This window comes from Arthrobacter sp. SLBN-112 (assembly GCF_030944625.1).
Classification (GTDB): Bacteria; Actinomycetota; Actinomycetes; order Actinomycetales; family Micrococcaceae; genus Arthrobacter.
The window spans coordinates 3,856,798-3,877,088 of the sequence record NZ_JAUSXY010000001.1; the positions used below are offsets into that span (position 1 = coordinate 3,856,798).

17 protein-coding genes and 1 pseudogene are annotated in these 20,291 nt (G+C 67.0%); 8 read left to right on the forward strand and 10 right to left on the reverse strand.

Going from position 1 to position 20,291, the window contains the following annotated elements; all coding sequences use genetic code 11:
• Positions 1 to 37: 37 nt before the first annotated feature.
• On the forward strand, positions 38 to 838 hold the full coding sequence (locus tag QF050_RS17850) for an RDD family protein (RefSeq protein WP_308931615.1): 801 nt from the start codon (positions 38 to 40) through the stop codon (positions 836 to 838).
• 1 nt (position 839) lies between these two features.
• On the opposite strand, the gene QF050_RS17855 is transcribed toward QF050_RS17850, so the two are convergent.
• The 4 genes from QF050_RS17855 to QF050_RS17870 all read right to left on the reverse strand — a co-directional run bounded on the left by QF050_RS17855 (position 840) and on the right by QF050_RS17870 (position 4,398).
• Positions 840 to 2,078, reverse strand: coding sequence for an Ig-like domain-containing protein (locus QF050_RS17855; protein ID WP_308931616.1), 1,239 nt, complete (start codon positions 2,076 to 2,078; stop codon positions 840 to 842).
• Positions 2,079 to 2,142: 64 nt separating this feature from the next.
• On the reverse strand, positions 2,143 to 3,609 hold the full coding sequence (gene ahcY / locus QF050_RS17860) for an adenosylhomocysteinase (RefSeq protein ID WP_308931617.1): 1,467 nt from the start codon (positions 3,607 to 3,609) through the stop codon (positions 2,143 to 2,145).
• 74 nt (positions 3,610 to 3,683) lie between these two features.
• Positions 3,684 to 3,911, reverse strand: a complete 228-nt coding sequence (locus QF050_RS17865; RefSeq protein WP_308931618.1) for a hypothetical protein — start codon at positions 3,909 to 3,911, stop codon at positions 3,684 to 3,686.
• 79 nt (positions 3,912 to 3,990) lie between these two features.
• Positions 3,991 to 4,398, reverse strand: coding sequence for a DUF3499 domain-containing protein (locus QF050_RS17870; RefSeq protein WP_374121545.1), 408 nt, complete (start codon positions 4,396 to 4,398; stop codon positions 3,991 to 3,993).
• A 96-nt stretch (positions 4,399 to 4,494) separates the two neighbouring features.
• On the opposite strand from QF050_RS17870, the gene QF050_RS17875 reads away from it, so the two are divergent.
• The gene (locus tag QF050_RS17875; RefSeq protein WP_308931620.1) at positions 4,495 to 5,007 is read left to right on the forward strand and encodes a metallopeptidase family protein; all 513 of its coding nucleotides are present in this window, start codon (positions 4,495 to 4,497) and stop codon (positions 5,005 to 5,007) included.
• Positions 5,008 to 5,079: 72 nt separating this feature from the next.
• Here the strand turns inward: QF050_RS17875 and QF050_RS17880 are convergent, their stop codons facing one another.
• Genes QF050_RS17880 through QF050_RS17890 form a run of 3 tightly spaced genes read right to left on the reverse strand, consistent with a single transcriptional unit; the run spans position 5,080 to position 10,689 of the window.
• Positions 5,080 to 6,774: a DUF5719 family protein gene (locus QF050_RS17880; RefSeq protein ID WP_308931621.1), complete on the reverse strand. Its 1,695-nt coding sequence runs from the start codon at positions 6,772 to 6,774 to the stop codon at positions 5,080 to 5,082.
• Positions 6,767 to 10,132: a glycosyltransferase gene (locus tag QF050_RS17885; protein ID WP_374121546.1), complete on the reverse strand. Its 3,366-nt coding sequence runs from the start codon at positions 10,130 to 10,132 to the stop codon at positions 6,767 to 6,769. The genes QF050_RS17880 and QF050_RS17885 overlap by 8 nt, the downstream gene beginning before the upstream one ends.
• Before the next feature lie 29 nt (positions 10,133 to 10,161).
• Positions 10,162 to 10,689 carry a WhiB family transcriptional regulator gene (locus QF050_RS17890; protein ID WP_308931622.1) on the reverse strand — a complete coding sequence of 176 codons (528 nt, stop codon included), beginning with the start codon at positions 10,687 to 10,689 and terminating at the stop codon, positions 10,162 to 10,164.
• Positions 10,690 to 11,077: 388 nt separating this feature from the next.
• Here QF050_RS17890 and QF050_RS17895 point away from each other — a divergent pair, with 388 nt between their 5' ends.
• Positions 11,078 to 11,779, forward strand: a complete 702-nt coding sequence (locus tag QF050_RS17895; RefSeq protein WP_308931623.1) for a TIGR03089 family protein — start codon at positions 11,078 to 11,080, stop codon at positions 11,777 to 11,779.
• Between the two features lie 12 nt (positions 11,780 to 11,791).
• Here QF050_RS17895 and QF050_RS17900 read toward each other — a convergent pair whose 3' ends face one another.
• The gene (locus QF050_RS17900) at positions 11,792 to 12,349 is read right to left on the reverse strand and encodes a GtrA family protein (protein WP_308931624.1); all 558 of its coding nucleotides are present in this window, start codon (positions 12,347 to 12,349) and stop codon (positions 11,792 to 11,794) included.
• 170 nt (positions 12,350 to 12,519) lie between these two features.
• Between QF050_RS17900 and QF050_RS17905 the strand changes: the two genes are divergently transcribed.
• The 4 genes and pseudogenes from QF050_RS17905 (at position 12,520) to manA (ending at position 17,231) form a co-directional block, all read left to right on the forward strand.
• The gene (locus QF050_RS17905) at positions 12,520 to 13,716 is read left to right on the forward strand and encodes a 5-(carboxyamino)imidazole ribonucleotide synthase (protein WP_308931625.1); all 1,197 of its coding nucleotides are present in this window, start codon (positions 12,520 to 12,522) and stop codon (positions 13,714 to 13,716) included.
• On the forward strand, positions 13,713 to 14,297 hold the full coding sequence (gene purE, locus QF050_RS17910) for a 5-(carboxyamino)imidazole ribonucleotide mutase (protein WP_308931626.1): 585 nt from the start codon (positions 13,713 to 13,715) through the stop codon (positions 14,295 to 14,297). Before QF050_RS17905 ends, purE begins: the two co-directional genes overlap by 4 nt.
• Before the next feature lie 10 nt (positions 14,298 to 14,307).
• Positions 14,308 to 15,953: pseudogene (locus tag QF050_RS17915) on the forward strand (LCP family protein).
• A 33-nt stretch (positions 15,954 to 15,986) separates the two neighbouring features.
• Positions 15,987 to 17,231, forward strand: coding sequence for a mannose-6-phosphate isomerase, class I (gene manA / locus QF050_RS17920; protein WP_308931627.1), 1,245 nt, complete (start codon positions 15,987 to 15,989; stop codon positions 17,229 to 17,231).
• Here manA and QF050_RS17925 read toward each other — a convergent pair.
• Together QF050_RS17925 and glpX are read right to left on the reverse strand one after the other, a co-directional pair.
• A complete protein-coding gene (locus QF050_RS17925; RefSeq protein ID WP_308931628.1) occupies positions 17,121 to 18,272 on the reverse strand; it encodes a peptidoglycan bridge formation glycyltransferase FemA/FemB family protein in 1,152 nt (383 codons plus the stop codon). The two genes, manA and QF050_RS17925, sit on opposite strands and share 111 nt — an antisense overlap.
• Positions 18,273 to 18,360: 88 nt before the next feature.
• Positions 18,361 to 19,383 (reverse strand): class II fructose-bisphosphatase, encoded by a 1,023-nt coding sequence (gene glpX, locus QF050_RS17930; protein WP_308932210.1) that lies wholly within the window; start codon positions 19,381 to 19,383, stop codon positions 18,361 to 18,363.
• 224 nt (positions 19,384 to 19,607) lie between these two features.
• On the opposite strand from glpX, the gene QF050_RS17935 reads away from it, so the two are divergent.
• The gene (locus QF050_RS17935) at positions 19,608 to 20,288 is read left to right on the forward strand and encodes a DUF4245 domain-containing protein (protein ID WP_308932211.1); all 681 of its coding nucleotides are present in this window, start codon (positions 19,608 to 19,610) and stop codon (positions 20,286 to 20,288) included.
• The last annotated feature ends 3 nt before the right edge of the window (positions 20,289 to 20,291 follow it).

Genomic DNA, 20,291 nt, shown 5'->3' on the forward strand with positions numbered 1-20,291 from the left:
GTCGTCCGCATCACCAGCTGCGAAGGGCAGGGACGCAGTGAGTCCGATCATCACCGGCGAGGCAGTCGTACTCGAACTTCGTCCGGCCACCTTCGCCGCCCGCGCACTGGGCCTGGTCATCGACGTCGTTTTCCATGTGGTCCTGCTGGTGGGATTCATGTTTGGCCTGGCGGCCGCCGGCAAAGGCCTGGATGAGGCCGCCGCGCGTGCCCTGGCCCTGGCCGCAGCGGTGTTCTGCCTCGTCGTCGTGCCGGTGGGCGTCGAGACACTGAGCCGGGGCAGGTCGCTGGGCAAGCTGGCCACCGGGCTGAGGGTTGTCCGCGAGGACGGCGGCAGTATCAGGTTCCGGCACGCCTTGATCCGGGGGCTTACCGGATTCCTCGAAATCTACCTGACGTTCGGCGGCCTGGCGTGTGCCGTAGCGCTTTTCAATGACAAATCCCGGCGGCTGGGCGACATGTTGGCCGGCACCTACGCGGTCCGCAGCCGGGTGCCCGCCGACGAGGCAATCCGCGTGTTCGTGCCGCCCCACCTGCAACCCTGGGCAGGGGCCGCGGACATTGGCCGGATCCCGGACGCCACGGCGCGCAGGGCCGCGCAGTTCATCCGCCAGGCCGGCCGGATGGCACCGCAGTCCAGGGCGGGGATGGCCTCGGCGATCGCCGCTGAACTGTCGGCGCACGTATCACCTGCCCCGCCGCCGGGGACCGGGCCTGACGACTTCCTCGCCGCCGTCGTGGCAGAACGGCGGAACCGGGAATTCACCAGGCTTTCAGAGTCGCGCCACCGGAATACCGAGGTGGGTCAACGGCTCCAGCGGCTCCCGTTCAGCAACTGATTCAGTTGGCGTACTCGTTCCACGGGATGTTCCAGTCGCCATAGCCGTCGGTGTTGGCCGCGTAATCGCCCTCAGTGTTGATGATCTGGACCACGTCTCCGGTTCCCATATTGTCGAACACCCAGGCTGCGCCGTCCGGCAGGAATCCGATGCAGCCGTGGGAGACGTTGGTGTTTCCGATATAGGGGTAGGCGGATTCAAGTGCCTGGTGGATGTAGGCGCCGCTCAGGGTGAGGCGAATGGTGTATTCGACGTCGGCTTCACCGTAGTAGGCGGGGTCACCGGGTTTCAGGCCGATGGTGGAGGCACGGAAGTGGTCGAACCGGTTCTTTTCCATCAGCACCGCGTATCCCTTGGCCGAAGGGAACCGCTTGTCCCCCATACTGACCGGCAAGGTCTTGACGGGTTGGTCGTTGATGCTGAGCGTGAACGTGTGGGCGGTGGCGTCAGCGACCGCCACTTTCTTGTCGCCGATCGAGACGTTGACCTTTTTGTTGAAGTTCGCGATCTGGCCGTTGCCCAGGTCGACACCGAAGAGCTGCATGTCCATGGTGATGGTGGAGTTGGCCGCCCAGAAGTTTTCTGGCCGGTACCGGACCATGGTGTCGCTGTACCAGTGGAAAGCACCGCCCTGGCCCGCCGTGGTGGTGATTTTGATGGCCTTTTCCACGGCGTCGCGGTTGACCACCGGCTCGCTGAAAATGATCTGCAGGGGCTGTCCTACGCCTACCTTCATGCCGTTGAGCGGGTAGATGGCGGCGTCCGCCTCATGCGAGCTGGAGACTGTGTTGAAGGCCTGGGTGGTGCTGGTTTCGCGTCCGGCCGAGTCCTTGACCACGTAGGTGTAGCTGTAGTCGGTGTTGAACTCCAGCGGGCCGGAAGCGGACCATGCCGTGCCGTTGGGGTCAATGCTGCCCTCGACGATCTTCCCGGCGGTGCTGGTGAGGGTAACGCGCTGGATGGTCCCGTTGGCCACTTTGAGGGAAACCGGTGCCGCAGGGTTGACCTGCTTGGCGCCGTTGGCCGGTGCCGCATCCAGCGTCACCGGAGGCACCACGGGGGAAGCGATGCCGGGCGCGGTCCGCAGTGCGGAGGCGGCTTCCGATTCGAGCGGACCGCCTGCAAGGCCCGGTGCGACGGCGGCGAAAACCCCGCCCACGGCAGCCAGGACACACACGGCAGCGACGGCGAGAATCTTCGTTACGCTCCCCCGGCGGCGGGGCTTTACCTCAGGCTCCATATTGTTGATCCTACGTGCAGAAAATAACGGCCCGGGCGCGTTGCGGCGCCCGGGCCCTTACGTGTCAGTAACGATAGTGCTCAGGCTTGTAGGGGCCGGCTGCGTCGATGTCCAGGTATTCAGCCTGGTCCTTGGTCAGCTCGGTAAGCTCCACGCCCAGGGCGTCCAGGTGCAGGCGCGCCACCTTTTCGTCCAGGACCTTGGGCAGGACGTACACCTTGTTCCCGTACTCGTCCTGGTCCTTCTTGGTCCACAGCTCGATCTGCGCGATGGTCTGGTTGGCGAAGGAGTTGCTCATCACGAAGGACGGGTGGCCCGTGGCGTTGCCCAGGTTGAGGAGCCGGCCTTCGGAGAGCACGATGATGGAGCGCTCGGCATCGCTGCCGGCATCGAAGACCCATTCGTGGACCTGCGGCTTGATCTCAACCTTCTTCACGCCGGGAACGCGGGCCAGCCCGGCAATGTCGATTTCGTTGTCGAAGTGGCCGATGTTGCCCACGATGGCCTTGTTCTTCATGCCCGTCATGTGCCCGGCCATGATGACATCTTTGTTGCCCGTGGTGGTGATGAAGATGTCACCCTTGGCCAGGACCGATTCCAGCTTGGCCACCTGGTAGCCGTCCATGGCTGCCTGCAGCGCGCAGATGGGATCGATCTCGGTGACGATTACCCGTGAGCCCTGGCCGCGGAGGGCCTCCGCGGCACCCTTGCCGACGTCGCCGTAACCGCAGACGACGGCGACCTTGCCGCCCATGAGCACGTCGGTGGCACGGTTGATGCCGTCAGGCAGGGAGTGGCGGATGCCGTACTTGTTGTCGAACTTGCTCTTGGTGACGGAGTCATTGACGTTGATGGCCGGGAACAGCAGCTTGCCCTGGTCCGCGAGCTGGTACAGGCGGTGGACGCCGGTGGTGGTTTCTTCGCTGACGCCCTTGATGGTGGCCGCCGTGCGGGTCCACTTCTTCGGGTCCGCAGCGAGGGAGCGGCGGAGCACCTCAAGGAAGATGCCGTACTCCTCGGAGTCTTCGGGGTCGGCGGAGGGGACATTGCCCGCGGCCTCGAACTCAACGCCCTTGTGGACCAGCATTGTGGCGTCGCCGCCGTCGTCCAGGATCATGTTGGGACCCAGCTCGGGGTTGGACTCGGCACCGGGCCAGGTGAGGATCTGTTCGGCCGTCCACCAGTACTCTTCGAGGGTCTCGCCCTTCCAGGCGAACACGGGCACGCCCTGAGGGTCTTCAACGGTGCCGTTGCCCACAACTACTGCCGCTGCGGCCTCGTCCTGGGTGGAGAAGATGTTGCAGGAGGCCCAGCGGACCTCCGCGCCCAGCGCGGTGAGCGTCTCGATCAGCACCGCCGTCTGCACCGTCATGTGCAGGGAGCCGGCGATCCGGGCACCCTTGAGCGGCTGCGTCGGTCCAAACTCTTCGCGCAAGGACATCAGGCCGGGCATTTCGTGCTCCGCCAGGCGGATCTGGTGCCGTCCGGCTTCCGCCAGGGAAATGTCGGCAACTTTGTACTCAAAAGTCATGAATGGTCCTTTGCTTGGTCCGGGGTCCTGGTCCCCGCTCTGCTTTTTCTCTGTGCGGGCTGATGCAGTTGGATCTATTGCCCCGCCGCGGCAGGATCGTGCTGGTCCGAACCCGCCGTTGCCGCTGCTGCCAGCAGTTCCGGCGGAAGCAGCAACGGAATCCCATCTTCAATGGCGTACCGGTTCCTGACGCCGGCTTCATCTGCGGCGGTGGCCACCAGCTCTTCGCCTTCCTGGACCAGGGGCGAGCCGGTCACGGGGCAGCGCAGGACGGACAACAGCTCGGGACTGATCTTTGGCATGTGTTCTTGCTCCCTGGCGGGCGCGCTCGCGCCGGTAGCGGAAAAGATGTGCAGCAACCAGCCTACCGCCAGATGCCGGTCAGGAAGGTTCCCGAAGGACCCGCAGGTGCCCCCGCCGGGTCCCTTCGGTTCCTGCCGGCGCTTCGAGGGCGGAATGGGGGCCGCGCTGGGCGGACGGCTGAGGCTCCGAGGGGCGCGCCGCGGCATCCCGGACGGCGTTTGCGAGCGCCAGGAGGTCATCCGGCCCGGGCTGCTGCGGGGTGGAAGGCATGGCCAGCCGCAACACTTCCCAGCCACGCGGAACCGTCAGCGAGTCCGCGTGCTGTTCACAGAGGTCGTAGCAGTGCGGCTCGGCATAGGTGGCCAGCGGCCCCAGGACGGCGGTGGAGTCCGCATACACGTACGTCAAGGTGGCTACCGCCGACTGGCGGCAGGCGGACCTTGAACACTGACGGATAGCTCCCACGACATCACAGACTACCCCCATATCCCGCGAAAGCCGCGCATTGGCGGCCCTCCCGACGCGCCCGGCCCGCCAAGGGAATATATCGCGTAAATCCGCCCCCGGGTTTAGAGTCAATGTATGCAGTCATCGAACCATGAATCAGGTTTTTCGGTCCGGTTGGCTGACCCGGATGCCACGGCCGCGCCGGGCATGGAAACCACCGGCAGAAGCTTTATGCGGCGGCGCCGGAACCGCCACGGACGCGGCCTCCGCGGCGAAGTGATGCTCCCCACCCACCCCGGTTACCGGACCCGCGGCGACCGCTTCGACGACCTGGTGCTGGACTCCGCGCAGCGGCTCCATGACATCTGGGGCAAGACCCTTGACGGCGTCAGGTTCGGCGTCGACGAAATTCCGGCGGACCTCGAACAGTTGGCTGCCAACGGCACGACGCCGCCCATGGGGGCCTACAGTCCCGCCGCCGGTGGGGATGGCCCCATGATTACCGTGTACCGCCGCGTTGTTGAGCAGGCATGCTCCAGCGTCGAAGAGCTCCAGGACCTGGTCCACGACGTCGTGGTGGAGCACACGGCTGAAATGCTCGGGGTGGCACCGGAGACCCTGGACCCAGTTTACCGACGCCGCTACTGACCCGGGGGCAGGGTTGCCCCGCGGCGGAACCTCCCCCGGCGCTGGCCCGGCTGGTCTTGGTTGCCGGGGCTGCTAATAGCCCAGCGTGACCGGGACGGTTTCCTGTCCGGCGGCGGCCGGCAGGAAGGCCAGGTTGGAGATGTCATTGCGCCCGTCCTGGCCCAGAAGCACGGCACCGTAGGCGGCATCTCCCGACGCCGACACCACATAACCCACGACGTCGGCACCCTCGACTTGCTCCGGAACGGTGATGGTGGCGGTGGTTCCGCCGGCGATGTCCGCGGTGGCGGCCGCCCGCACCTTGCCGTCCGCGGTGATGGGGGCGTAGGTGATGGTGGCCCTCGTGTCCAGTGCCCCGAACACCAGCTGACGGAGGCCGCCCTTGGGGACGGGAACAACGTGCTGGCTGCCCAGCCGCACGGCGGAGCCCGCCCACGCTACATCCGAGGGTTGCCCGGCCTGGAGGCCGCGGCTCATTCGTGCGGCGGCCACGAAGGAAACGTCTGATGAGGCGGCAATGGTGTACTGGCCCGCCGGAACTCCGGCCAGGGATACTTCGGTGACGGAGCCGGCCTTTGCCGTGACCACACCGCCCGAAGGAAGCGCGGTTTGGCCGCCCCGTCCGTAGAGTTTGATCTCCACTACTGCGTCGGAAGCACCCGGAACCGTCAGTTGGAGCACCGGCGCGGCATCCCCGTAGCCACTGCGGGACGCCAGCGCGGCAACCCCGGCCGGGTCCTGGATATCCACGCCCGTCACCACCTGCCGGACAGACGGAGCCGCCCCTGGCGCAATGAAGTCCACTCCGCCCGGGGTCAGGCCGCGCAGGACGCTTTGCTGGATCGACGCGGCCACAGGACCACCGGCGCTGCGGACACGGACGCTGAGCTGGGGAACGTTGGGCGCCAGGCCGGCAAGTACGACGCTGCGCGTGGTGCCGGGCGCCACCAGCAGGCCACGGCTGCCCGGCGCCTGGATCTGCCCTGCGCCACCGTACAACTCAAGGCTTACCGTGGCAGGGGTGCTGGAGGCGTTGGTCAGGGCCAGGACGGACGTGCGGCCCACCGTGGTGCTGGCTCCTGCCAGCCATTGGTCGTTCGAAGGTTGTCCGCAGGTGGCCGCGGCGCTCCCTTGCAGGTCGCCGTCGGTGGCGGTGTATTTCATGGCACCTGCAGCAGATGCGTTCTGGTTGGCCACCGCATTGGCGCTGAGGACATTGACCTGGTCTGCGGCCCGGTCGGCCACCACTCCGGCGAGGAGCTCCTGCGGTGTACCGGCAGCGGGAGCCTGCCCCGCGTCCTTGGCGATCTCGACGACGGCTGCCCCGTCCAGGCGGGTCAGGCGGCTCGCCGGCAGTACGCCGCCCGCGCCGAGCACGGCGGCGGTGACCTTGGTCGCGGCGGTGGCCGACTCCGGCCGGAACTGGGCATCAGTACCTGTGGCCGTGCCTTCCAACAGCCTCGCAGGGCCGGGGCACACACCAACGCTGGCTCCCGCCGGAACAGCTGCCTCGGCTGCTGGAAGAACACGGCTCGACGCCGGCCCCTGTACCAGCGATCCGGCGGCCACCACGGCTCCGCCGCCGGCGAGGATGAGAACCCCTGCCGCCACTCCGGCCACCGATGCTGCCCGGCCCCTGCCGCGCGGCACCCGGGTTGAACCGTCGTCGGACGGCTTGGCGTCCCCGCCGGTTCCCCCGTGGACTGTGGCCGGTGCGTGGACCGGGGCCGGAGCCTCGGCGGCCACCGGCGGGGTGTGCTCATGCATGTTGGTGTTCCTTACGCAGGGAGCCCTCGTCGCGGGAGATGCCGGTCCGCGGCCGTTGCGTCGGCATCGGGATGGCGAGGATGAGGGTCAGGCCGATCACCGTGATCTGGCCGGCAGCGGTCCAAAAAGCCCACGGGTTTTCGTAGCGGACCGTAAGCTGGCCGGCCGAGGCCGGAAGGGTGAAGGCCTGTGACCAGCCGGAGGTCGTGGAAGTCAGCTTGCGGCCATCGAGCCAGGCACTCCAGCCCGGGTCTGCCCGCTCGGCGAGGACCACCAGCCGACCCTCTGCACCGGACGGTACGGCAGCGTCAACCACGTCCGTGCCCGAGGGGAGGGAGGTTGTGGTGGCACCCCGTGGATCCACGATGCGGACACGGTGGGCGACATCCGCAGCCTGCAGGACCGCCTGGTTCGACGGGCTGATGCGCCACAGCCAGCCGACGTCGGTCTGCCCCACCGCCACCAGCCCGGGTACGGCATCCATCCGGCTGGCCGTCAGCTGGGCCGCAGTGTCCGCGGCCCGCAGCACCACGAACCCCACGCCAAGCTGTTCGAGGTCGGTACGGGGATCAACTCCCTGACCGGCAACCAGCGTGGCCACGACGCGGCGGACAGCGGCTGTGACGTCGTCGTCGTCACGAACCTCTTCCGCACCGGGGCCACCAATGATGTTACGGGCGGAGGCAATAGCGGAAAGGTTGTCGAGCGTGGTGCCGGCCCCCCGCATCAGGGAGGCCTTGTAGGTTCCGTCATCACCGGTGCTGATGAGCAGGGTGCGGGTCTGTTCGGGTCCGGTGCCGCGGTCGATGGCCGTAGCGGGAAGCGACCGTTCGTTCGCGGCCTCCACCAGCCGTGGTGCGCCCAGTTCTCCCCCGGTCCCGGAACCGGATTGAACGGAAGTGCCGCCCGGTGCCGCCGAAGGGGACGCGGGAACTGCGGCGGGACGCAACAGGTTCTGCGCGGACCAGGCGGCCATACCGGCAAACGGTCCGGCCAGGAGTACAACCAGGCCCAATGCCAGCCCGGCGCGCGCCGCAGTGTTGGCCTTGGACGCGGCAGCGCCCTTGCGGTCCACGGCGGACATGACCTGGCCGGCTCCCAGGACGGCGGCGGACAGCAGGGCAAAGGAGGCGGCCGAGACTGCCGGCCCGGGGAAGGGGGTCACCAGGGAATCCGCATTGATGCCCGTGGCCACATGGCTGGTCAGCCATCCGCTGGCCAGGGCCACCAGCGCCGCAACCCAGAACCATCGCACGGCCCGGACCGGGCGTCCCGGGAAGAAGAGGCCAATGACGGCCAGGGCCAGCATCGGAACCGCGATGAGGAGTGCCATCAGCAGGGCCCATGGCACCGGCCCGGCGGCGAACAATCCCAGTCCCTGAAGGCCGCCGGCGGGGTCGAACGCCAAGGGCTGTCCGATGATTTGCTGCCACAATGGCGCGGCATCGAATCCGAGCGGGAGGCCGGGGTCGGCCAGGAGGGCACGCGGCCGGTCGAGGGTGGAAAGTGCGAACGGGACGAACAGGGCCGCACTGGGCAGCAGGGCCCACCACACGGTCCGCCCGCGCCGGCCCAGCAGGACGCCGCAGAGGACGATGAGCACAACGGCAGGGACAAGCAGGGAGGGCGCCGAGGCTGTGGTGACGGCCAGCGCCAGGCCGGCTGCGGCTGCGGCTGTCCAGGACGGCATGCCGTTGACTCCCGCTTTGGCGGCCGGTTGGTCCGCGGGCCGGGCATCGGCAGGGGAATCCAGGTTGAAGCGGCCGTGGCCGACGGCTGAACCGGTAGCGCGCAGCAGGCCCAGGACCACCAACGGAATCATGATGTGCGCTATGAGCGCGCCGGCGCGGCCCTGGTTGAGGGCAACCTGCAGGGCCGGCGCGGCCGCCCAGAAGAGAGCCGCCGCGAGGCGAAGCCGGCGCCGGACCGTCAGCCCGCCCGCCGCAAACCAAGCGGTGAGTCCGGAGAGCGGTGCGCCCAGAAGGAGCAGCCAGGGCATGGCAGGGTTGGCATCGCCGCCGCCCAGGACGCCGATGATCCACAGCACATAGTCAAAGGGGTCGCCGTGGCCGGGAAGTCCGGCGCCCAGGCTGATCCACCAGCTGGAGGCGTTGTGCCAGATGTCCCCCAAGCCGGCCGACACCGGAATCAGACCGCCGCCGGTCACGGCACCGGCCCGTAAAAGGCCGGTCAAGGCCAGGAGAGAGGCGCCTGACGCGATGATGACGGCGGCCAGGGCCCCATTGCCCACCCATCCCCTCTTGGCGGTGGCGAGGGCGGCAAAGTCATCGGCGGCGTCGCCGCTGGGCTGGTGCGCGAGCGGATCCTGCACCAAGTGGTCAGCGCCGGATCCGTCCGATCCCAGCGCCTCCATCAGGGACCGGCGGTGGCTCCACACTTCGCGGCGTGGGGTTTGCAGCTTACGGATCACCGAGCGTCGGATCCGCCGGGTACGCTTGGCCGCCCTCCGGGCCTTGGCCACGGCTTGCGGCCTGCCCAGGGCCGCGCAGGTGGCCAGGAGCTGGGAGATGCCGTGGCCGGGATCCTTGACGACGATGCTCAAGACGAGTTTGAAGAGGCTGCCCAGAAACGCGCCAAGGCCGTGGACCGGAACCATCCAGAGGGGACTGTGCTTGAGCCGCAGGTGTACCTGCGCCTTGCGGGCTGCTGCCGGGTTGCCCAGGGCATGGGGCCGGTGCGCGACGTGGAACATGCGGGCGGCGGGTACCACCACCACCCGGTGGCCGGCGAGCCGGTTCCGCCAGCAGAAATCCACGTCGTCGCCGCTGCCCGGCAGGGCGGGGTCGAAACCGCCCAGTTGTTCCCAGACGTCCCGGCGGACCAGCATTCCCGCGGAATTGACGGCGAAAGTGTCGGTGCGGCCGTCATACTGGCCCTGGTCCATCTCGTCGGCGTCAATCAGGGTGAGCCGCTCAGCCCACCGGCTGGTGGAGAGACCGACGTCGATGAGCCGCCGCGGCGAGTGCCAGTCGAGCTGTTTGCAGCCGGCCACGGTCACAGAGGGCGCACGCTCCACGGCCCCCAGGAGTTCAGCGAGTGCTTCCGGCGCCGGCGCAGCGTCGTCGTGCAGCAGCCAGATCCATTCCGCCCTGTCACCGCCACCCGCTCCGGCCGGAGGAACCAGCCCGGCGAGCCCGGCGGAGATGGCCGCGCCCATGCCGCCCTTGGACCGGGGGTAGGCCAGGACGCTGGCATCGCCCAGGTATTCCCGGAGCAGGTTGTGGGAGTCGTCGGTGGATCCGGCATCCACGCCGATGGCACGGTCAACTGGCCGGGTTTGGCCAGCCAGGGCCGACAGGGTTCTGGGCAGATAGGCACTGCCGTTGTGGGCGACCACAACGGCAGTGACATGGACATCCTGAAGAATTAGATCGCTCGCTTCCTAAGCCGCCGGCGCTCACGCTCGGAAAGGCCTCCCCAGATGCCGAACCGTTCGTCATTGGCCAGCGCGTACTCCAGGCACTGCGACCTTACGTTGCAGGCGCCGCAGACCTTCTTGGCGTCGCGGGTGGAACCGCCCTTTTCCGGAAAGAACGCCTCCGGATCAGTCTGGGCGCACAGGGCGTCAGTCTGCCAGCCAAGTTCGCCTTCGTCGTCGAAATCCTGCTGGAAGGGCAGCCCGATCCATACCGGCTGCGCGCTTCCCGCGGCAAGCTCCATGGGCGGATCCAGATCTTCCTCCGCCTCCGCACCGTCCAGCAGGGCCTCGTGCGCCGCGAGGAACGCAGTGGCCTGGTCCTCGAGGACGCTGCCGGTATTCCTCTTGTACCGCTCCGCCGCATCAGGATCGGCGGGGTCCACGTACCAATCGCTTGGCACCCCCCGTGCACGGTACTTTGCCGTTGCCTGGCCGGCTACGACGGCATCTTCCTGGATACGCTCTGCTTGCCCCACGGCGACCCTCCTGACGTTGCAGCCACTGCCTTCATACTTGGACACTCGGTTGTGTGCCGGTATTTGCGCAATTGCTTTAGATACCTAATTACACGCGTGTAACTAGGTCGAGTCAAGCCGTAGCCGGGATAATAGACAGTGGAACCTGAGAACTTTGCGCACGCCACGCCCGGGTTTTTTGCCGGCCTCGGCGTGGCGCGGGTCCGAAGCAGTACATTCCGGGCGGGAAAGCCACAAAAACAGCGCCACGACGGGGAAAATACCCGCTGTAAGCCAAAATAGCAAGCACGCTTAGTAGCTGGAGTGATAAACATCACTCGGGCAGCGGATGGGTAACAGCGCCTCCCCGCTGGTGCCCCGGGGGATTCCAGGATGGCAGGATGAAGCCATGACATCGATCCCCGCCATCAACCTGATGGGCAGCCTCCGCTCCGGCAACTCCACGGCACCGCGCCTGACGTGGTACGGGCCGGATTCGGAACGCGTGGAATTGTCGGGGCGGGTCCTGGACAACTGGGTGGCCAAGACCAGCAACCTGCTGCAGGACGAGCTCGACGCGGAGCCCGGCATGCGGCTCGGGCTTGCGCTTCCGGCGCACTGGAAAGCCCTGGTCTGGGCACTGGCGGGCTGGCAGCTCGGCCTGGAAACAGTGCTCGACGGCGGCCCGGCAGACTTCCTGGTGACCGACACGCCTGGCGAAGCAATGAATGCGCACGACGCCGTGATTGCAGTAGCGCTGCCTGCCCTCGCCATGCGCTGGGCAGGCGACCTTCCGGGCGGCTGCATCGACTACGCGGCGGAGGTGCGGTCCCACGGGGACGTGTTCATGCCGCACGCGGATCCGGACCCCTCAGCCCGTGCGCTCCTGACGGGCGTCGGGCGCCCGGTGCAGCACAAAGACCTGCTCACGGATTTTGGTGCAGCCCATGATGAAGGCGTCCGCCTCCATATTCCGGCGGGCAAAGGACTCGAGTGGGTGCTGTCCAACGCATTGGGCGCCTGGCAGCACGGCGGTTCCGTGGTCCTGACCCACGCGGATGTTGAACTCACGGGCAAGCTGCTGGCCGACGAACGCATCCACGGCAGCTAGCAGCGGCGGGTCCTAGGCCTTCGGGCCACCGTCGACAGGGGTGGAAGCCGGACGTTCCGTGCGCGCGGGCTCCCGGTGCGGATGGGCTTCGATGAGTTCGTGGTCGTGGGAGAACTCCGGCTCCTGGTCCAGTTCCTGGTTGAAGACCAGGAAACGGTAGGCAAAGAAGCGGACCACCGTGGCGACGAGGATGCCGGCGACCCCTGCCAGGAACAGCAGGTTCTTGTCGTTGATGCCCATCCCGTACTTGGCCAGCGCGGTGAACCCGGTGGAGATCCCGATCCCGATGCCGTTGATGATGACGAACATGACGAATTCGCGAAGCACGTTGGCCTGGCGCCGGTGCCGGAAAGTCCAGAAACGGTTTGCGACCCACGAGAAGACCGTGGCCACGGTGGCGCCCACGAAGCGCGCCTTTGCTTCGCTGTCTGACATCGGGCCGTGCATCAGGTAATACGTGAGCCCGTTATCGATGACGAATGCCACACCGCCTACGGCCCCGAATTTGGCCACTTCCCGCCAGAAGAGCGAGGCTAGCCCCCGGATTCGATCTGCAAGTGCGCTAAACATGACCCTCCATGGCCGTCCGAACTGTGGGCCACTCGGCCAAGGACCTATTTTAGCCCCCAAAGCTTTGGACTGGCCCCGGACGTCCCCGCTCCCGGCCCCGCAGCAGAAAATGTCTTTTGCTTCCTGGCCGGAAAAGCGGGATACGGCACGTCTTCGGTAGGCTGGCTTACGTGACTTTTCCAGTAATAGGTGTAGTTGGCGGCGGCCAGCTTGCGCGAATGATGGCCCCTGCCGCTACAGCACTCGGCTTTGAACTCCGTGTCCTCGCTGAAGGCGACGACGTTTCCGCGGTGTCTGCCGTACCGGCCACGCCGGTGGGCGATTACAAGGACCTGCAGACCCTCCTGGACTTCTCCCGGGGCCTTGATGTGATGACCTTTGACCACGAGCATGTGCCCACGGCGCACCTCAGGGCTCTCCAGGAAGCCGGGGTCAATGTCCAGCCCGGACCTGACGCCCTGGTCCACGCCCAGGACAAACTGGTCATGCGCGCCGCCATCGACCGGTTTGAGCTGCCCAACCCCGCCTGGGCGTCGGTGGCCGATGTCGCGGACCTGGTCAGCTTCGGCGAGGAAACGGGATGGCCCGTGGTGCTGAAGATGCCGCGCGGCGGTTACGACGGCAAGGGCGTCCGGATTGTTGCGTCCGCCGAGGAGGCGGCCGGCGCCGAAGAATGGTTCGCCGCCATGAGTCCGCTGCTGGCCGAGGCGAAGGTGGAGTTCACCCGCGAACTGTCGGCCCTGGTGGCGCGGACCCCGGATGGCGAAGCCCGGGCCTGGCCGGTGGTCCACACCATCCAGGTGGATGGTGTCTGTGACGAGGTGATCGCCCCTGCACTGGACATCCCGCTGGAGGTTGCCGCCGCCGCCGAGGACGCCGCCCTGCGCATCGCGGCGGAACTCAACGTCACCGGTGTCCTTGCTGTTGAACTTTTCGAGACGCCCGGTGCCGGCGCCGGCTTCCTGATCAACGAACTGGCCATGCGGCCGCACAACACCGGTCACTGGACCCAGGACGGCTCCATTACCAGCCAGTTCGAACAGCATCTACGCGCTGTCCTGAACCTGCCGTTGGGTGCCACCGATGCGCTGGCCCCCGTGACAGTGATGAAGAACTTCCTGGGCGGGGAAAACCAGGACCTTTTCTCGGCCTATCCGATGGCCCTCGCCAGCGAGCCGGCCGCCAAGGTCCACTGCTACGGCAAATCCGTGCGGCCTGGACGTAAGATCGGCCATGTCAACCTGGTGGGAAGTTCGACGACGGACGTTGACTCGGTCAGGCGCCGGGCAACGGCGGTGGCGGCCATCATCCGTGATGGACGTGCCCGTGCCGAGGAACCTTCCCCTATTTTCGAGGAGAACGCATGAGCGCCGAAGCCACCCCAGCCGCCGGTCCCGGTGCCAGCCCCCTGGTGGGCCTGGTCATGGGTTCCGACTCCGACTGGCCTGTCATGGAGGCGGCGGCCGAGGCCCTCGCCGAGTTCGGCATTCCGTTCGAAGCCGACGTCGTCTCAGCACACCGGATGCCGACCGAGATGATCCGCTATGGCCAGACGGCGCACGAGCGGGGGCTGCGTGTCATCATCGCCGGAGCCGGCGGCGCTGCGCACCTGCCGGGCATGCTGGCCAGCGTCACGCCCCTGCCTGTCATCGGTGTGCCCGTTCCGTTGAAGACCCTTGACGGCATGGACTCCCTGCTGTCCATCGTCCAGATGCCTGCGGGCGTTCCGGTGGCCACGGTATCCATCGGCGGTGCACGCAATGCAGGCCTCCTGGCCGTGCGGATGCTTGCCTCCGGCACGGACGAACTCGCCGCGTCTCTGCGCGCCGACCTCTTGGACTTCGCCGCCGACCTCAACGCCGTCGCCTCCCGCAAGGGCGCCAGCCTGCGCCAAAAAGTGAGCGAAGTCTTCCCTGACGGGTCCAGCTCCCTTCGGGGCAGCCGTTAGGGCGGCGGGCATGGCCAGCAGCACTCAGAAGCCAGGCACCGGAGCGATGTTGACTGATCCGGTCCGCTACCCGGCCAGCGCGTCACAGCCAGTCCGCACTAAACGGGCGTTTGTGTTGGTCCTCCTGACGCTGCTGGTGCCGGGGAGTGCCCAGCTCGTGGCCGGTGACCGGAGGCTGGGCCGGATCGCGTTGCGCGTCACGCTGGGGGTCTGGGCACTCCTGATCCTGGCAGGGGTCCTGCTGCTGCTGGACCGGACGTTGGTGATCAACGTCTTCACCAACACCGTCACGTCGCTGGTCCTGGTGATCCTGCTGACGGCCCTGGCTGTTGGCTGGGCCTTGTTGTTCGTCAACACCCTGCGAATCATCCGCCCGGTCCTGCTGGCACCGCGGGCCCGCCCCGCCGTCGGGATCGCCCTGGTGTTGGCGCTGGTCCTGGGCAGCGGCTCCATGGGCTATGCGGCCTACCTGCTGAACGTGGGCCGCAACGCGATCGGCAGCATCTTCTCGTCCGGTCCGGCCATTCAGCCCGTGGACGGCAGGTACAACTTCCTGATGATGGGCGGCGACGCCGGCAACGACCGCACGGGTCGCCGCCCGGACAGCCTCTCCGTGCTGAGTGTTGACGCCAAGACCGGGCAGACAGCCATTATTTCCATCCCCCGGAACTTCCAGAACGCCCAGTTCAGCGCAAACTCCCCCATGCGCGCCATCTACCCCGACGGCTACGACTGTGGCGACGAATGCCTGATCAACGCCATCAACACGGAGGTCACCAACGAGCACGCCAATCTCTACCCGGGCGTAGCGGACCCTGGGGCGCAGGCCACCCTGGAGGCCGTGTCCGGGACGCTGGGCATGGACATCCAGGCTTACGTCCTGGTGGACATGGATGGCTTTTCCAAGCTGATCGATGCCATGGGCGGCATCAGGATCAAGGCCGGCTGGGCTGGGTGCCCATCAGCGGCGAAACCATCGATGAGGCAAACGGCATCCACGGCATGCCCCTGGGCTGGATACCGGCCGGCGACAACACCTTGGACGGCTACCATGCCCTCTGGTACGGGCGTTCGCGCGAGTTCGTGGACGATTACGCCCGTATTGCCCGCCAGCAGTGCGTGCAGCAGGCCATGCTCAAGCAACTGGACCCGGCCACCCTGCTGTCCAAGTTCGAGGACATTGCCAACGCCGGCACCAAGGTGGTGGAGTCCAACATCTCCTCCACGCAGCTGGGCAGCTTTGTGGACCTGGCCATCAAGGCCAAGGGCAAGGAGGTCAAGCGGCTCACCATCGGGCCGCCGGACTTCGACCCCGCTTTCTCCACCAACCCCGATTTCGACCAGATCCACGAACGCGTCGACCAGCTTCTGGCGTCCGCGTCAGGACCCCAGGCAGCCGGAGCGGGCGACGACGCCATCACCGCACCGGCAGCGGGTGCCGGGCACGTCCAGGCCGCAGGGCCGGCCGGACTATCCCGGGCCATGACCGGAGGACTGCCGCAGGAGTCCGCGGCGCCGTCGGACTTCACGCCGGTGACCACCACTCCCGACGGTGAGCCGATTACCGAGCAGATGCTGGACGATTTCAAGCGCCAGGGCAACGAACAGGCCATCCGCAACCTCGTGGCCACCAACGGCCAGTGCGCCGCACTGTAGCCGGCCCATCACACCTAGGGAAACGGAACATCCTTGTACCAGATCGAGAACGTCCTTCGGGATTACGCATGGGGTTCGACGACGGCGATCGCCTCGCTGCTTGGCCGCCCCGAATCCGGGCGCCCCGAGGCCGAACTGTGGATCGGCGCGCACCCTGATTCGCCGTCGCTGGCCTATGTGCCCGAGGACGGCGCCCGACGCCCGCTCGACGACCTGATTGCTTCCGACCCGGAACATTTCCTGGGCGCGGAATCAGTCTCCGCTTTTGGCCCCCGGCTGCCCTTCCTGGCCAAGATCCTGGCCGCAGCCCAGCCGCTGTCCCTCCAGGTCCATCCGAGCCTGGAGCAGGCACGGGCCGGGTTCGCACGGGAGAACGACGCCGGGCTCGCCCCCCATGCCGCCAACCGGAACTATCGGGACGACAACCACAAGCCGGAGATGATCTTCGCCCTCACGCCCTTCGAGGCGCTGTGTGGGTTTCGCCCCGCTGCGGAGACCCGGAAGATCCTGCTGCACATTGCCGGGACCTTCCCGTCTCCGGACGAGTGCCCTGCCCTGCTGCAGGCGCTCTTGTCCGACCTCTCCGCGGCAGACGAAGGCGCGGGCCTCCACGACGCCTTCGAACGGCTGATCGCCGGCGGCCAGGCTGTGGCGGAGGATACGGCGCTGGTGGTGGCAGCTTTGCTCTCAGGGGCTGCGCTGGCGCCGTACGAGTCCGAACTTGGAACCGTCATCAGCCTCAACGAGAAGTACCCTGGGGATCCCGGAGTCCTGATCTCGCTGTTGCTGAACAGGATCTCGTTGCAACCGGGTGAGGCCGTCTACCTGCCGGCGGGGAACGTCCACGCGTACCTGCACGGCCTCGGCGTGGAGGTCATGGCGTCCTCGGACAACGTCCTGCGCGGCGGCCTGACGCCCAAGTTCGTGGATGTTCCCGAACTCCTGCACACCGTCGATTTCCGCCCCGTGGCAGTACCGATGCTTCGTGCCGAGAAGACCATGATGGACCAGGAACTGTACCGGCCGCCGTTCGGGGAGTTCCAGCTTCAGCGCATCGAGCTGGGCCCGGACTCCGGTCCCGTCCCGTTGGCCCAGTCCGGCGCCGCCGTGGTCATTGTGGTGGCCGGTGCCGTCTACCTGGACTCCCCCAAGGGCGACCTGGAGCTGTCACGTGGCGCCAGCGCGTTCGTGGCGGCAGCCGAAGCCCCCGTCAACGTCCACCGCGCGGCGGGCAGCAGTGAGCCTGCCCTTGCCTTCGCGGTGACCACCGGCCTCTAGCGGCGCTTTAGCAGCCCCCTGCGCCCGGCCCGCCGCGCTCTTGACGAGCCGGCGGGCCCCCTGGAGGCCCATGCGGGCCAGGGGCATGGCTGTGGAGTAGGCGGGGTAGAACGGCGACAGCGGCTTCTCCCAGGTGCCCAGGAGCATGTCCTCGTGCTTGGCGAACTGCTTCTTGAAGTCGGAGATACCGTCGTTCAGCAGGCCGTTGAAGTCATACCGGCTGCAGCCGTCTTCCCGCATGGACTGCAGCGCCGCCCACTTGACCCCGTAATTCACGCGCTGCTTCTGTCCTTCGGCGGACACCCCGCCGTAGAGTTCGAACGCGGTGCTCCCGCTGCGGGAAAGCCAGGTGAAGGCAAGCATCTGCTCGCCGTCGAACGCTGCGATGATCGGCGAAGCGTCACCCAGGTTCCGGAAGATGTCGCGGTAATACTGGTCCTCATGGATGCCGAAGCCCGCACGTTCGGCGGTGTCGTGGTAGATGGCGAGCACCTGCTCAAGTTCGGAGTCATTCTTGACCTTGCGGAATTCCACGTCGCTGCGCATCGCCTTGCGGATGTTGGCCCGCGTTGACTTGGACATCTCCGCCATCAGTTCGTCGTCTGACCGGGTGAGGTCCAGGATGAGCGTCCTGGGGATCAGCACGGTGTTGGTCGATTCCCGGAAGCCGGCGGCGGCCACCGCACCGGCGAAGGCGGAATCACGGTCCCAGTCCGGTTCAATGCTGAGGGCAACGCCCCGGTGCCGGAGGGCTGCGTGCTCGGCCAACCGGTTGAGTACTGCCTGGGTGTTCTCCGCCGAGCACATTGGCCCGCGCGGGATGTAGACCAGCGCGCGGAACGGGACGGGCAGCTTCCGGACCAGCAGCTGCGCGCAGCCGATGGTGTCCTCACCGGCCTTGACGAGCACCCGGTCCACGGACCAGCCGTGCATCGCCTTGGTCTCGCCCCAGCCCCACAGCTGCTGCGGGTGGCCCTGGAACCGGTCGACATTTTCGTCCCAGAGGGCGCGGTCAGTACAGGGCACAACGGCAGGAATCATGGCTTAAACCCTATACCAAGGCGTTAATGGCAAAGCCCCGGAGCGCGCACGGCGCCCCGGGGCTTTGGTATCCGTTACCGGATGAAGATCAGCTCTTGCGGGCGTAGCCCTCCCACTTGCTGGCCTGGTGCTCGCCGTCCACAAAGCGGATGGTTCCCGACTTTGACCGCATCACGATGGACTGGGTCAGGACCTTGTCCTTGGAGTACCGCACGCCCTTGAGCAGGTCGCCGTCGGTGATGCCCGTCGCGGCGAAGTAGCAGTTGTCGCTGGAGACGAGGTCGTTGGTTGAAAGCACGCGGTCCAGGTCGTGGCCGGCGTCGATGGCCTTCTGCTTCTCTTCGTCGCTGGTGGGCCAGAGACGGCCCTGGATGACGCCGCCAAGGGACTTGATGGCGCAGGCGGCCACAATCCCCTCAGGAGTTCCGCCGATGCCCATCAGGGCGTCCACGCCGGTGCCGGAGCGGGCCGCCGCGATAGCGCCGGCGACATCGCCGTCCATGATGAACTTGGTGCGAGCGCCGGCTTCGCGGATTTCTTCCACGAGCGGGCGGTGCCGGTCACGGTCCAGGATCATGACGTTGAGCTGGTTCACCTTCACTCCCTTGGCCTTGGCGATCAGGTGCAGGTTCTGCTTGACCGGCAGGCGCAGGTCCACCATGTCCGCAGCTTCAGGGCCGGTGACGAGCTTCTCCATGTAGAACACGGCGGAGGGATCGAACATGGAGCCGCGCTCGGCCACGGCGAGGACGGCCAGGGCGTTGTTGATGCCAAGGGCGGTCAGCCGGGTTCCGTCGATCGGATCGACCGCGACGTCGCACTCCGGGCCGGTGCCGTCGCCGACACGCTCGCCGTTGAACAGCATGGGTGCTTCGTCTTTTTCGCCTTCGCCGATCACCACGACGCCGTTGAAGTGGACGGTCTGCAGGAAGGAACGCATGGCATCGACGGCCGCACCATCCGCGGTGTTCTTGTCGCCAAAGCCAACCCAGTGGCCGCCGGCGATGGCAGCGGCCTCGGTGACGCGGACGAGTTCAAGGGCAAGGTTGCGGTCCGGCTCGTCGTGGCCCACCGCAAGGGACGGTGAAATCGTGGAGTACTTCTGGGTCATGGACGCTGGTGACACGTGAACCTCTTCTTCGAGTGGCGATCATTGAACCCGCTTGCCGGTGCAGCAGAGCGGTGATTCCTCTGGTATCGATCATAGTCGCGGTAGGCCGCGTGGCGGGCGGCCCATGACGCGGCAGCGCAATGTGCGTGCGGGTGCCACCGGGGCCTGATGCCGCCGAATGGAACTCCGGCTCCGGGATGGGCGACTATAGAGAAGTGAATGACATGCAGGAAGCCACCAGCCCCAACTCCGGCCAGGCACAGCCCGAAGGCCGGCCCGAGGCCGCAAGGGCCGGCGCGGATACCCCCGTAAAGCCCGTCATTCCGGCGGCGGCCGCCAAGCGGGCCAACGCCTCGGTGATCGGCATGATCATCGCCCTGGTGCTCAGCATTGCCGCTTTCCTGCCTGTGGTCCTGATGAACCCGCAGCCGAAGAGTGACGGCTACCGGCCGGACATCGATGTTGCGTCGGTGGCCCGGAATGCCGCGGATGTGGCCGGATTCACACCCGTCGCGCCGGATACCGGCAACGCCTTCCGCGCCAACTACGCACGGTGGGAGACCGGCACGGGCAGCGGCGTGCCCACATGGGAGGTCGGCTACCTGACACCCAAGACCTCGTTCATCGCCCTGGTGCAGACCAAGAGCGCCAACCCCACCTGGCTCCTCCAGCAGACAAAGAACGCCCCCGTCACTGGTACCAGGAACGCCGGCGGCAAGGACTGGGAACTGCGCGATACCGGCAAGGGGGAAAAGTCGATGATCCTGAACTACCGGGGCAGTACCGTCGTCCTCTCCGGTGCCGCCCAACTGGACGAGTTCTCCACGCTGGCAGCCGCCGTCGTGACCTCCCTGGACAGCAGCCCGGCCGTCACAGTTTCACCCTCGGCGGCCCCGACGCCGTAAGGT

Bases quoted from the DNA above. Each gene is read 5' to 3' on its own strand.
- QF050_RS17900 (WP_308931624.1), bottom strand. From the start codon at position 12,349: ATGTTTAGCGCACTTGCAGATCGAATCCGGGGGCTAGCCTCGCTCTTC.
- QF050_RS17895 (WP_308931623.1), top strand. From the start codon at position 11,078: ATGACATCGATCCCCGCCATCAACCTGATGGGCAGCCTCCGCTCCGGC.
- purE (WP_308931626.1), top strand. From the start codon at position 13,713: ATGAGCGCCGAAGCCACCCCAGCCGCCGGTCCCGGTGCCAGCCCCCTG.
- QF050_RS17935 (WP_308932211.1), top strand. From the start codon at position 19,608: ATGCAGGAAGCCACCAGCCCCAACTCCGGCCAGGCACAGCCCGAAGGC.
- QF050_RS17870 (WP_374121545.1), bottom strand. From the start codon at position 4,398: ATGGGGGTAGTCTGTGATGTCGTGGGAGCTATCCGTCAGTGTTCAAGG.
- QF050_RS17875 (WP_308931620.1), top strand. From the start codon at position 4,495: ATGCAGTCATCGAACCATGAATCAGGTTTTTCGGTCCGGTTGGCTGAC.
- QF050_RS17880 (WP_308931621.1), bottom strand. From the start codon at position 6,774: ATGCATGAGCACACCCCGCCGGTGGCCGCCGAGGCTCCGGCCCCGGTC.
- QF050_RS17865 (WP_308931618.1), bottom strand. From the start codon at position 3,911: ATGCCAAAGATCAGTCCCGAGCTGTTGTCCGTCCTGCGCTGCCCCGTG.
- ahcY (WP_308931617.1), bottom strand. From the start codon at position 3,609: ATGACTTTTGAGTACAAAGTTGCCGACATTTCCCTGGCGGAAGCCGGA.
- QF050_RS17925 (WP_308931628.1), bottom strand. From the start codon at position 18,272: ATGATTCCTGCCGTTGTGCCCTGTACTGACCGCGCCCTCTGGGACGAA.
- QF050_RS17855 (WP_308931616.1), bottom strand. From the start codon at position 2,078: ATGGAGCCTGAGGTAAAGCCCCGCCGCCGGGGGAGCGTAACGAAGATT.
- glpX (WP_308932210.1), bottom strand. From the start codon at position 19,383: ATGACCCAGAAGTACTCCACGATTTCACCGTCCCTTGCGGTGGGCCAC.